Annotated in this window: 13 protein-coding genes; 8 read left to right on the top strand and 5 right to left on the bottom strand. The window is 57.5% G+C overall.

From position 1 onward, the window contains the following. Positions 1–146: 146 nt before the first annotated feature. Positions 147–752 (bottom strand): spore cortex-lytic enzyme, encoded by a 606-nt coding sequence (gene sleB / locus MKX64_RS07340; RefSeq protein ID WP_230875614.1) that lies wholly within the window; start codon positions 750–752, stop codon positions 147–149. 500 nt (positions 753–1252) lie between these two features. On the opposite strand from sleB, the gene MKX64_RS07335 reads away from it, so the two are divergent. From MKX64_RS07335 to MKX64_RS07320, 4 genes are all read left to right on the top strand, one after another. Beyond that, positions 1253–2293, top strand: coding sequence for a sulfate ABC transporter substrate-binding protein (locus MKX64_RS07335; RefSeq protein WP_341036269.1), 1041 nt, complete (start codon positions 1253–1255; stop codon positions 2291–2293). Positions 2294–2328: 35 nt separating this feature from the next. After that, the gene (gene cysT, locus MKX64_RS07330) at positions 2329–3177 is read left to right on the top strand and encodes a sulfate ABC transporter permease subunit CysT (protein WP_341035602.1); all 849 of its coding nucleotides are present in this window, start codon (positions 2329–2331) and stop codon (positions 3175–3177) included. Between the two features lie 21 nt (positions 3178–3198). Then, positions 3199–4062, top strand: coding sequence for a sulfate ABC transporter permease subunit CysW (gene cysW / locus MKX64_RS07325; RefSeq protein ID WP_095265897.1), 864 nt, complete (start codon positions 3199–3201; stop codon positions 4060–4062). A gap of 136 nt (positions 4063–4198) precedes the next feature. Beyond that, the gene (locus MKX64_RS07320; RefSeq protein WP_095265898.1) at positions 4199–4423 is read left to right on the top strand and encodes a YezD family protein; all 225 of its coding nucleotides are present in this window, start codon (positions 4199–4201) and stop codon (positions 4421–4423) included. Positions 4424–4583: 160 nt separating this feature from the next. On the opposite strand, the gene MKX64_RS07315 is transcribed toward MKX64_RS07320, so the two are convergent. Together MKX64_RS07315 and MKX64_RS07310 are read right to left on the bottom strand one after the other, a co-directional pair. Then, positions 4584–5477 carry a hypothetical protein gene (locus MKX64_RS07315; RefSeq protein ID WP_341035601.1) on the bottom strand — a complete coding sequence of 298 codons (894 nt, stop codon included), beginning with the start codon at positions 5475–5477 and terminating at the stop codon, positions 4584–4586. Positions 5478–5775: 298 nt separating this feature from the next. Further along, positions 5776–6696, bottom strand: a complete 921-nt coding sequence (locus tag MKX64_RS07310) for a hypothetical protein (protein WP_095265900.1) — start codon at positions 6694–6696, stop codon at positions 5776–5778. A gap of 392 nt (positions 6697–7088) precedes the next feature. On the opposite strand from MKX64_RS07310, the gene MKX64_RS07305 reads away from it, so the two are divergent. The 4 genes from MKX64_RS07305 (at position 7089) to MKX64_RS07290 (ending at position 10545) form a co-directional block, all read left to right on the top strand. After that, a complete protein-coding gene (locus MKX64_RS07305; RefSeq protein ID WP_341035600.1) occupies positions 7089–7292 on the top strand; it encodes a hypothetical protein in 204 nt (67 codons plus the stop codon). Positions 7293–7369: 77 nt separating this feature from the next. Further along, entirely contained in the window at positions 7370–8002 is a 633-nt protein-coding gene (locus MKX64_RS07300; RefSeq protein WP_095265901.1) for an NAD(P)-dependent oxidoreductase, read from the top strand. A gap of 50 nt (positions 8003–8052) precedes the next feature. After that, entirely contained in the window at positions 8053–9852 is a 1800-nt protein-coding gene (locus tag MKX64_RS07295; RefSeq protein WP_341035598.1) for an NAD(P)H-hydrate dehydratase, read from the top strand. 414 nt (positions 9853–10266) lie between these two features. Continuing rightward, positions 10267–10545, top strand: coding sequence for a hypothetical protein (locus tag MKX64_RS07290; protein WP_141235870.1), 279 nt, complete (start codon positions 10267–10269; stop codon positions 10543–10545). 362 nt (positions 10546–10907) lie between these two features. Here MKX64_RS07290 and MKX64_RS07285 read toward each other — a convergent pair whose 3' ends face one another. Both MKX64_RS07285 and MKX64_RS07280 read right to left on the bottom strand, forming a co-directional pair. Continuing rightward, entirely contained in the window at positions 10908–11378 is a 471-nt protein-coding gene (locus tag MKX64_RS07285) for a hypothetical protein (RefSeq protein ID WP_095399075.1), read from the bottom strand. A 52-nt stretch (positions 11379–11430) separates the two neighbouring features. Next, the gene (locus tag MKX64_RS07280) at positions 11431–12333 is read right to left on the bottom strand and encodes an SDR family oxidoreductase (RefSeq protein ID WP_095265905.1); all 903 of its coding nucleotides are present in this window, start codon (positions 12331–12333) and stop codon (positions 11431–11433) included. Positions 12334–12496 lie beyond the last annotated feature (163 nt).

Raw genomic sequence — 12496 nt, 5'->3', positions numbered from 1 at the left:
CAATCCGGCGTCCATCGATCCGTAACATGGAATCGAATACGAAGACAGGCGATGCTTCAACGGACGAGGAGATCCTTGGGGATCTCCTGCATCTCATTTGGCGCGTCTACATTCAGGAGAAGCTGAGTCTCGATGGACGTCATCCGTTAATGGGCGAAAATATGCTTGCCGATCTTGACTACCTGCGGTCTGGTCCATATCCATGCGCTGGTGGCCGTATCCGGATTGAAGTAATACAAGGATTCGTAGGTCGGGTCCCAGCCCTTCACCGCTTCCAGGGCGGCGCGGTAGGCTGTCTCGTTGGGCGTCAGCCAGTATTGGCCGTCGTCCACCGCTGTGAAAGCCCGCGGCTGGAACACTACGTCCCGGATGTTGTTCGGGAACTCGCTTGACTGAATGCGGTTCATGACCACCGCGCCGACGGCGACTTGGCCGGTGTAAGGCTCTCCGCGCGCTTCGCTGTAGATGACGCGGGCCATAATGTCCATTTCCGGTTGATTGAGCGTATATTTTTTCAGCTGCCTCCAGGTCAGCGGTCCGGCAACTCCGTCAGGGCTGAGCCCATACTCCTTCTGGAAACGGGCGACGGCAGCTGCCGTATTCGGGCCGTATTGTCCATCCAGAGGCTGCGTGTAGAAATCGAGCGTTCTCAAGCGATACTGCAAGTCCCATACATCACCGCCAGTGCTGCCAGACTTGAGCAAAGGAGCTGCCTCCGCCTTCTGGGCAAACCCAGGAAGGAATGCCAGCATGATGACCACTAAAGAAGTGATGAATGTTCGTGTACAAGTCTGCTTCAACAACGTTGTCCCATTCAAACTGCGTATGTTGATCCTCTCCTTTCGGGTTGAATTATAAAGATGGAAACAGTGGTGTACAACCATCAGGATATGGAAATCCATACGCAGCCTTGGGTTTCAGCTATAAAATGGTTCCCTGGAAGCACCTTGGGACCGGCTGCCTTTATTTTGAAAAAAAGGTTTGACAGCAGCAACAACCTCTTTTACAATAGCCTATATAACTTACTAAACAGGTAGGAATTATAAGATTCGTTCTAACCGTACAGACGGAGGAACGCTCGAAGGATGAAGCAGGCACGGATGCGTCCGGTTTGACCTCATTCTCCGGGCTTTCTCTGTCTTTTTTTCGTACTCCTGCCTGTTTAGTGAAGACCAGAAGAACAAGTGGGGAAGGGATATGGATATGAAAAAGAGGATAAAAAACAGGGGTTCTGACAGGTCTGGCTGCGGTGATGGCACTGACGCTGGTCGCTTGCGGATCACAGACAACGGGTTCGTCCGCAAGTCCATCGGGCAGCGCTTCTCCCGCCGATTCGGAGAGCAAGGAGAGCAAGGAGAGCGTAGAGCTGCTCAATGTTTCCTATGATCCGACCCGGGAGCTATATGATCAGTACAATAAGGCCTTTGCCGCTTATTGGGAGCAGACCCAAGGACAGAAGGTGACCTTCAAGCAGTCTCATGGCGGGTCGGGTAAACAAAGCCGCTCGGTCATTGATGGCCTCGAAGCGGATGTGGTGACACTCGCGCTCGGTTATGATATCGACGCCATCCGCGAGGCTGGATTGATTGAGGAAGGCTGGGAAGAGGAATTTGAGCATAACAGTTCTCCATACACGTCCACCATCGTATTCCTGGTGCGCAAAGGCAATCCGAAGAACATTCAGGATTGGCCCGACCTGGTTCAGGATGGGGTCGAAGTCATTACGCCGAATCCGAAGACATCCGGCGGCGCGCGCTGGAACTACCTGGCGGCATGGGGGTATGCGCTCAAGGCCAACGGCAATGACGAGGCGAAAGCGCAGGAGTTTGTCAAGGAACTGTTCACCCATGTGCCGGTGCTGGATAGCGGTGCACGCGGGGCGACAACGACGTTTGTCGAGCGGGAGATCGGCGATGTGCTGCTGGCTTGGGAGAATGAGGCGTACCTGTCCATTCACGAGCTTGGCCCCGATAAATTCGAGATTGTGAATCCGTCGGTCAGCATTTTGGCGGAGCCGCCGGTGGCGATTGTAGATAAAGTGGTGGATAAGCGCGGCACGAGGGAAGTCGCGGAAGCCTATCTGAACTATTTGTACAGCGAGGAAGGGCAGACGATTGCAGCCGATAACTATTACCGCCCGACGCTGGACAGCGTAAGCGAGAAATACCAGGAGCAGTTCCCGGCGATTGAGCTGTTTACGCTGAGAGATGTTTTTGGCACATGGGAGGAAACCCAGAACAAGCATTTTAATGATGGCGGTATTTTCGACCAGATTTACGTGCCGGGCAGCTGATCGGAGGGGCACTCCGAAGGCAGGGAGGATGAAGAATGATGGCGGTAGCCAACAAGCAGAACAACAGGGCGGCACGGCGGGTGCTGCCCGGATTTGGAATGGGGATGGGGTTCACGGTTTTTTATATGAGTCTGGTGGTGCTGGTCCCGCTATCGGCGCTGCTGCTGAATAAAACAGGGCTGACTTGGGATAAGTTCTGGAGCGTGGCTACAGATCCCCGGGTGCTGGCGTCGTATCGGATCAGCCTGGGCACTGCTGCGATTGCCGCAGGGGTGAACACCGTGCTCGGCCTTCTTCTGGCCTGGGTGCTTGTGCGGTACGATTTTCCGGGCAAGCGGCTGTGGGACGCGCTCATTGATTTGCCGTTTGCGCTCCCGACCGCCGTGGCCGGGGTCGCGCTCACCGCGATATACTCTGCGAACGGGTGGATCGGTTCGCTGCTTGCCCCGCTTGGCATCAAGGCGGCATTTACGCCTCTGGGGATCACGATCGCCCTGATGTTCATCGGCATTCCGTTCGTGGTGCGCACGGTGCAGCCGGTGCTGCAGGACGCGGAGCGGGATGTCGAAGAGGCAGCGGCTACGCTCGGTGCCGGCCGCTGGCGCACGTTCCGCGCTGTCATTCTGCCGACGCTGGTGCCTTCGCTGCTGACCGGGTTTGCGCTTGCTTTTGCCCGCGGGATCGGGGAGTACGGCTCGGTTGTCTTCATCTCCGGCAATATGCCGATGAAGACCGAGATCGCACCGCTATTGATCATGTCCAAGCTGGAGCAGTTTGACTATGCCGGAGCTACCGCGGTGGCGCTGCTCTTGCTGCTCATCTCCTTTCTGCTGCTGCTCGGCATTAACATACTTCAACATTGGGCGCGTAAGACCGCCCGGTAGCCGAAGGAGAGGAGGAGGAACATGGCTGGAACTGTACCTGGCAGAGCCACTTCGTCGGTTGTGGCGCCGGCCTCACCGGCAGCGGTGGAGAAGCCGTGGGTCAAATGGAGCCTGGTCGGCTTGGCAGGCCTCGTGCTGCTGTGGCTGATCGTGCTTCCATTGGTTACGGTGCTGTCCGAAGCGTTGAAGAGAGGCATCGATGTCTACTGGGCGGCGTTAAGCGATCCGGATGCCCGTGCCGCCCTTCGTCTAACACTGCTGGTTGCGGCAATAACCGTGCCGCTGAACACGGTGTTTGGCGTCATGGCAGCGTGGACGATTACCAAATTCCAATTCAAGGGCAAGAAGCTGCTCACTACGCTGATCGATCTTCCGTTTGCAATCTCTCCGGTGATCGGCGGCCTGATCTTCGTGCTCGTATTCGGGCGTCAGGGCTGGTTTGGCCCCTGGCTGGAGGCGCATGATATCAAGATCATCTTTGCAGTTCCGGGCATCGTGCTGGCCACGCTGTTTGTCACCTTCCCGTTTGTAGCCAAGGAGCTGATTCCGTTAATGGAGGAGCAGGGCACCCAGGATGAGGAAGCGGCCGTCACGCTTGGGGCGAGCGGCTGGCAGGTGTTCTGGAAAGTGACGCTGCCAAGCATTCGCTGGGGCTTGCTGTACGGCATTATATTGTGTAATGCCAGGGCGATGGGCGAGTTCGGGGCGGTCTCCGTCGTCTCGGGCCATATTCGCGGAGAGACCAATACACTGCCGCTGCATGTGGAGATTTTATATAATGAATATCAGTTTTCGGCATCGTTTGCAGTCGCTTCGCTGCTTCTGTTATTAGCGCTGGCCACGCTGCTCATTAAAAATTTGCTGACGCGAAAAAATGCACATTGACAGTGCTTTTTATTCCATGCTAATGTTAATTCATACTATACTGGTTGGAAAAGGGTGAATAGACGGGAGGAGCCAATTCTCCCGGAACAGATAAGAACATATGGGCCTACCTATGCCCGGTGAGGAGGCGGTATCCATGGCTAAACCTTTGAAGGTGGATGACACGTGGCTGGAACGCATTGCAGGTCTTCTGAATGACATGGAATTCGGTTCGCTGCAGATTGTCGTGCATGAGGGTCAGATCGTGCAGATGGAGCGTACAGAACGCAAACGTTTTGAGAATACAGCCTCTGGTACAGGGAAAAACCAAGGCGGGTCCCGAGCAGCTCAGCAACAGCAGCGAAGAGCGGGATCAAGATAGACGAATATTGCGGTGACTGCACAGAGAACGACATAGAAGCACTTCCCTAGATAGGCGATGGAATGATCTCATCAACCCGGGAAGTGCTTCTTTTTGATGTGAATTTCGCTGTGTTCGTTCCATAAGCTGTCCAGGCAGGCGGCGCGAAGCAGCCCGTATGTCAGCTGCGGGTGTTCGGACCTGGCTCGGGGGAAGCCGCTTCATCCATGGCCATAGCCTCCGGAGCGGCCGGAAGCTGCTTCATCATGTCCGGATGGCCGGCATAAGGACGCTCGCGCCGCCGGCGTTTCGCGGTAAACCGGAAGCCGGCCAGATACAGGAGCAGCTGGAGGATCAGGACGTAAGGCGCGGCCTCCAGCCAGATCCAGCCCGGCAGGGCAGCGGCTGCAATGAGCAGATGAAGCATATGGATGATGATGCCACTTGATTTGCGCTTGCCGTCCATCAGCAGCCGGTAGAAGGACACCGTGGCGATCATGCTCGTGAGCCACAGACTCCATACCTCGGGCATCAGCCATGCCGAAGGCTCGCGCAGCCGAATGACCATTTCGGCTGTCCAGACGATGGCAGCCCCCAGGGCGATGGCAGGAACAGCCGGCTTCAGCAGCAGCCACAGCCCCATTCCCCAGCCGGGGCTTTCTACCCGGCGGATGATTTCAGTGCGCTCCTCGATCAGCCGGTTCATCTCCCGCTCAAGCGCGCGGTGCAGCATCCCGAGCCGGGATTCATCCTGGTCGCGCAGGAAGGTATCCAGATGCTCCTGCAAATCGATGGTGAGCCGGTCAGCAGCCTTACACTCCTGCACGAGAGCAGTCAGACTTTCGTTCACAAGCGGTCCTGAGCTCCCGCCATTCATGCGGTCGTCAAGGGCTCCGGCGAGCCTTGTGTACAGGCTCAGGGATTGCCGAATGCGATCAATCGCCTCCAGGCGTGCCTGATGGAGCCGGGAGGCGCTGTATATGTATAAGCCGATGAAGATGGCGGCAGCCAGAAGAACAGCCACCAGCCCTTCCATGGAACCGAACGTACGCGCTATCCAATCCGTAAGGGACAAGCGGAATCCCTCCTTCAGTGTTCTATCTTCAACTATTGCACAAGAAGGAAGGGATTTCAAGCGACAGGGAAAAATGGGCTTGCAACCGTGCTGAGCGCTGTCACCATTTTTGCTTAAGGGAAATAATGTTGATTAAGGGAAAAATTCAAGATGCAGGCAATTCAAGGCTCAGGAAAGGATGAGGGAAGGATGGAATTCCACTTGAAAAGCGCACCGACCCACAGGCTGCTGCTAACGGCTGTGTATGTGCTTCTGCTTCTGTTGGCAGCCTGAGGGGATGCGGTCTGTGCTGAGATCGTTATCGCTCCGCAAGCTGCTTAAGCGAGCGGTATTCGTGAATGGCGATGCCGGTATACGATGGATGCTGGCTGGCAAGCGACTCCACAATCTCCAGCTGCTCTTCCATATACTCGATGCCTTCCTCGTGGAAGGTAATGAAGGCGCCTTCGGAGCTTTCCTTGGTCTCAATGGCAACGATGGCCCGGACACCGGCAGCGTCGGCTTCCTTCAGCTCGGGGGCAGCGACGCTGTATATGTTGTCGGCCTGATCGCGGTAGGCCATGATCGCTACTTCGTCGAACTTGTCCATCATCCATCGGCTGACGGTGACGGATTCACCGGGCACGCTATATTTATGCAGCCAGAACGGGATGTCGGCCGTGATCGGCAAATCCAGCTTGCCGGCGCGGTCCACCAAATACTGCACGTTGGATTGCCACTGTTTGATCAGCGAATCGTAGCTGGTTGTCCATTCCTTCAATACATGGGGTTCAATATCGACATGGATACCGGTAAATCGCTCCTCCGGCGCGGCTGTCACCTGATAATCGGCAACCCAGTCCATAAAATATGAAAGCTTCGGACGCTCGGAGGTTAATGCCCAGGCGGGCGCGCCATTCAGGACGTGCACCTCGATGCCATGCTTGCCGGCTTCGCGGATAAACTGGTGATAGTATTCCCGGCGGATGTCCGGGTTCATCTGCAAGTAGATCACATGGATCTGCTGACTTGCCGCGAAGGACAAGATCTCTTCCCTCTGTTCCCGGATGATGTCAGTGTTCCACAGCCAGGTGGCCCTGGTGTAGGACTCGGTATCGACTGATTTTACAGTAGTCATGGTTTCGGCGGGCGCGTGCATGAACGTCTGAACCGGGCTGCTGACCAAATAAAGACAGTTCATAAGACAGAGAGCAACGATGCGGAATGTGCTGCTTAGCATTGACTTGGTGATCTCCTTTAACCGTTATAATAAGTGGAGTCATACACACGATAAAAAACTGGACCAGGCATAGTGCAGCCGGGCTAAGGGCGAGGACCTATTTTTTGACGTGAGGTGACTTGATTCGACATAATTACGACTTGATACAAGGGTATGACGTTGTGTTTTTCGCGAATAAGCACTTGTCTATATATAATAATGAAGGAATTGGATGGTTTTGGCATGGGTCTGTAGTACCTGTTATTTCTAAAAATGAGAATCATAGCAGGTTTTTATTATGCGTGAGTGGGATAAGTAATAAGAAGGATCATGTTTGGATTACACTAATGAGCAGTGCTTGATATTACCAACGGATTTGAAGCGAATAGAGGACAGGGAGTTGATGGAGCAAAATGGAGCAAAACGAAGTAAAGCCCGCGCCTTTGTCCCTGATTTCAACCGATGAGGTGGTGAATGAAGGACAGAAGAAATCTGGGGGCAAGAGCGATCGAAAGTCTGCTCCAATTCCCGAGAGGCATACTTCGGAGTCATGCACTGCTGGAAGTCATACATGGATTTCCGATATGAGCCTGATTTTTGTGGCAAAAAGAAAATAACCTCATAGCATCGAAAATGGTATAGTAATGGTCTGGTTTCAGGTTTTATATTCAGAGATGAAAAGGAGCTTAACTATATGAAGATTGCATTGATTGGAGCGACAGGAACGATTGGAACCCGGATTGCCCAGGAAGCGCTGCGGCGCGGGCATGAAGTGACGGCGATATCCCGGAATCCGGAGCAGCTGGAATTTGAGCATGACAAGCTGAACACACATCAGGCGGATGTGATGGACCCGGCTTCATTGGAGCAGGCGATCCAGGGGCATGATGCCGTGATCAGCGCGTTCGGGCCCCTGTTCGGAAGGGAGGAGGAGCTGGTGGCCGCTGCCCGCACGATTGTGGAAGGTACCCGCCGCGGCGGAGTGAACCGTCTGCTGATCGTGGGAGGCGCAGGAAGCCTGCTGACCGATGAGGGCGTTCCGCTGATGGAGACCGCCGGTTTTCCGGAGGAGATTCGGACGCTCGCCAGAGCGCATGCCGATGCTTACAATATCTATAAGGAAGCGGATCTGGACTGGACCTATCTCAGCCCGGCTGCGATTATCGAGCCTGGAAAGCGCACGGGTTTCTTCCGGATTGGCATGGATCGCCTGGTGACCGATGAGAGCGGAGAGAGCCGGATTTCGGCGGAAGACTACGCGGTAGCGATGCTGGATGAGCTGGAGGATCCGCAGTTTATCCGGGCACGGTTCACAGTGGCATACTAGTCAGGGGCTCGCTGGAGCTTGAATGGAATGAAGGAAAGGAGAGGGCCTTCATGTATGTAGTGACGTCAGAAGAGATGAGAGCACTGGATGCCTATACCATCGACCGATTGGGCATCCCTGCGGTGGCATTAATGGAGAGCGCGGGAAAAGCGATTGCCGAGGAGGTGCTGAAGCTGTGCCGCGAGATGCGGTGCGGCGGAGCCAGTGTCCGCCGCGCCCTCGTGAATGGAGCGAGTGCATTCGCAGCGGATGCGCGCACGGATCAGCCAGCGCCTGTTCCAACCGCTGCGCGTCCGGGCTGGCCCCCTCCGCAGGAAGCTGCGCATTCCTCCGCGTACAGCGAGGCGCAGGCACGCCTACGCCTACAGAGGGATACATACGAAGCGCAGTATCGGACGGGCTTTCCGGTGGAGGACGATGCGCTTCTTGACCCCGCGCTGGCCGAGGATGAGCATTGGCTCATCCTGGTCGGCAAGGGCAACAACGGCGGCGACGGTCTGGTCGCCGCCCGGCACCTGCGTGACGCCGGCGTGCGCGTCACGCTGCTGTTCGCCGCCGAGCCATCCGCATTGGCGGGGGCGGCGGCGCTCCAGCGGGATGCCGCGGCAGCGCTCGGCATCCCGGCTCGGGTCCACGGCGCGGACGCCGTGGACATGGGCGCGTTCACCGGCATCGTGGACGCGCTGCTGGGCACGGGCGCGGCTGGCGCGCCCCGCGGCGCTTACGCCGCGCTCATTCAGGCCGCGAATGATAGCGGCCTGCCGATTGTGTCCGCGGACATTCCGAGCGGACTGGACGCCGATACCGGCGCGCTGCACGAGCCCTGCATCCGGGCGGCGGTGACGGTATGCCTCGCGTTTCTGAAGCGAGGCCTCGTGCAGTGCCCCGGCGCGGAGGCCGCCGGCCGGGTCGTCCTGCGCGCCATCGGCATCCCCCGTTCGCTCGGCCGCGAGCAGGGCGTCAGCACGCATCTGCTGACGCCGGAGGTGCTGCGGAGCGAACTCGGGGCCGACCCGGCGCGCCCGCGCCAGCCCGAGGGCCATAAAGGCACCTACGGGCATGTGCTTGCGGTGGCCGGGAGCCGCACGATGAGCGGCGCGGGCCTTCTATGCGCCCGGGCGGCGCTGCGCGCAGGCAGCGGGCTTGTGACCTGGGCGGTGCCTGGGGCCCTGGTGCTGCCGCTGGCAGGAGCCTCGCCCGAGCTGATGCTGGCGCCGGGCACGGACGAGGCCGATGCGAACGCCGACGGCGGATACTGGAATGAATCCGCTGCAGACCGGATTCTCGAGCTCGCGGGCAGCAGGGATGTGCTGGCGGTCGGCCCCGGGATGGGACGCTTTGATGGCGATACACGCTGGCTGCGCCGCATATGGGAAGAGTGGCAGGGCCCGCTTGTCATCGACGCGGATGCGCTCAACATGCTGGCTGCAGCCGAGGATGCGCATGCCTGGCCCCGGCGCGCGGCGGACACGATCCTGACGCCGCATCCGGGTGAGATGGCGCGGCTGGCCGGCTTGTCTACAGCCGAAGTGCAGCGGGATCGCATCGCCTGTGCGACGCGGTATGCGGCTGCGCAAGGAGTGACGCTGGTCCTCAAGGGGGCCCGCACCGTGGTTGCCCTGCCGGACGGCTCGGCCTACATCAATACCACAGGTCATCCCGGCATGGCCACCGGCGGCTCCGGTGATGTGCTTACCGGCATTATCGCCGGGCTGCTGGCCCAGGGGTATAGCGCGGGGGCAGCGGCAGCGCTCGGCGTATGGCTCCACGGCCTGGCCGGAGAGCGCGCCGGGCTCCGCCGGGGGCATCCTGCCGCCGTCATCGCCAGCGACATCATTGACGAGCTGTAGGCGGCTTTGGCCGCTTACGGCTCTTTGCCGTCTGCTGGCAGCTGTGGCACTTCATACAGTGGCCGCCCTGGTCCATGATGCAGGCACACGCTCATAGCGCGTGTCTAGGAGCGCATGTCCATGGCACACGCCCATAGCGCATGTCCAAGGGGACCTGTCCACGAGACACGCCCATAGCGCATGTCTAGGGGGTGCATGTCCGTGGCACACGCATAGCGCATGCTATAGGCGTTGGCCGAAGCATTAGTGGCAGGGCTGCTCACGGCATGAAGCCAGGTGTAGACGCATATGCCTGTTCCCTGAGCTTATCTCAGGGACAGTATGAATCATTTTGCCGGTAGATCGTTTGCCTGTTTGATATTGAGTTCATGAGATCGTATGATGTGTATATAAATGGAATTCGTGGGAGGGGATATGATGAAGTGCAAATTTACCGTCGCCTTGGCCTTCGGCATTGGTTTTGCCTTTCTGTGGTACTACTTCTCAGCCCTGCTCTTTCATATGATCCACTTAGGGGACGGAGGGGCCTTTAGCCTGCTCGTTTGGGTGGTGGGTGCTTCCCTGTTCTTCTATCTGCATAGCATCGTGAACGTGAATCTTCGGAAGAACGTTCCGCAGCATGCCAGGTTACTGAGCAGAGCGTCCACACTATCCTTTTTATCCGCGGTCTGTGTTATTTTTATGATCCATTGATCCTGTTAGCAAGGCATGATCGGCGTTCGTGTCCTTAAGGAGCTGCCCGGCAGCCGGTCCCGGCTGCCTGCAGCACACTGCATGATCGGTCGTTTAAACGGAGGTGGCTGACAAGAATCTGATGCGAATCGGTTGCGAACGAAGAGAACCCGCGACAACTCAAATCTCGAGAATTGCCCCGGCGCTATGCTTGAAGTATGGCAGGCGGGGCTTATTTGCTGTGCCCATGTGCTTCTTGTGTCTTATGTGTCTCATATGCCTCATATGCCTCGTGTGCTTCGTGTGTCTTATGTGTCTCATATACCTCATATGCCTCGTGTGCCTCGTGTCCCTGCCCCCCGAAGAAGGCCTCGCGACAAGCTTTAATACAAGACCACGCAAACCAGCGGCACAATCAGCGCAAAGAAAGGAACCCACAGCGTTGGCTTCGAGAACAGCTCCTTCCCCCACCGCATGCCGAGCAGCAGCAGGGCTCCTGTCGCAGCCCGCAGCCATAGCTCCGGCGAACTGCCTGCCATGAAGCCGCCGAAGAACAGCAGGCCGCATGCTGCGTACAGCGCTGCCTGGGCGGCTCGGCTTCGGATGCGGAGCAGGGAGGTGATCGCGTCTGCGACGAGGGAGGCCGTCATGGCATAACCGTACACTATATGCTCAAGCGGAATGCCGGATACGCCGAGCGCGGCGAGCAGTTCGTTCTTTCCTAGCGGCAGCAGCCAGAAAAATGCGGTGAGCAGCATGAGGAGGGCACCTGCCCCTGCAAGCTTGCTTAACGCATAGGCGCCGACATCCATCCGGCTGGCGCGTTGTGGCCGTCGTTGATGTTCGAAGTTCATAAGTCCTTCACCCTCTGCTTTTGCTGAGCGGTCAGCTCTCCTATTGGCGTCATCAGGAGGTGACCATATTGCCTCCATTCACATGCAAGGTCTGGCCGGTGACGTAGGAGGAATCGATCGCTGACGCCAGGTAAACGAAAGCCGGAGCCAGCTCATAAGGCTGCCCCGCCCGCTTCATCGGGGTCTCCGTACCGAACACGGCCACGTCCTCCGCCGGAAAGCTGGCGGGAATAAGCGGCGTCCAGATCGGTCCTGGCGCTACGGTGTTCACGCGAATGCCCTGTCCGGCAAGCGAGTGGGCAAGCGAGCGAGTGAGCGTAACGATCGCGCCTTTCGTGGAGGCATAATCGATCAATCTCTCATGGCCTTCATAGGCGGTGATGGATGAGACGTTAATGATCGAATCCCCGGATTTCATATGCGGCAGCGCCGCTTGAATCATGAAGAAGAACGGAAAAATATTCGTCTGGTACGTATGATGCAGCTGCTCCTCCGTAATGTCCAGAATGCTGTTCTGGACGTACTGTACGGCATGATTGTTCACGAGCACGTTCAGCCGGCCGAACTCTCGCAGCGTCAGCTGCACTACCTCGAAGCAGTTTTTTTTGTAGCGCAGATCGGTCTTGATGATCAGGCAGCGTCTGCCGAGCTGTTCAATGCGGCGCTTCGTTTCCTCCGCGTCCGAAGTCTCGTACAGATACGGGATGACCAGATCGGCGCCCTCCTTGGCAAATGCGATGGCCGTTGCCCGTCCGATGCCGCTGTCGCCCCCGGTGACAATCGCGACCTTCCCTTCGAGCTTGCAGCTGCCGTAATAATTCGGGTCCTCGTAGAGGGGACGCGGGGTCATCAGGCTTTCTAGCCCAGGCTGACAATCCTGATGCTGGGGCGGAAAAGCGATCGGCTGCTCTTCACAGACCGTTTTGCTGCCGTAATAAGGGATCGGATTTTTCATAATTCCTCCTTGATGATCTAGGACGGTGAACGTTCCTGGTGATGCTTTATCTCTATGCATTCGCCCAGCAGAGGGTGCCGCTTCTCCCGTGGAGAAACTGGGTAGATGCGGAGGGCTGACTGCCTGTTCATCGGCAAGGGGACAGGGGACTCTAAGAACAGCG

The organism is Paenibacillus sp. FSL M8-0334 (assembly GCF_038000405.1).
In the GTDB taxonomy this organism is placed as follows: domain Bacteria; phylum Bacillota; class Bacilli; order Paenibacillales; family Paenibacillaceae; genus Paenibacillus_AQ; species Paenibacillus_AQ campinasensis.
This window is presented reverse-complemented; position numbering and strand designations above follow the sequence as displayed.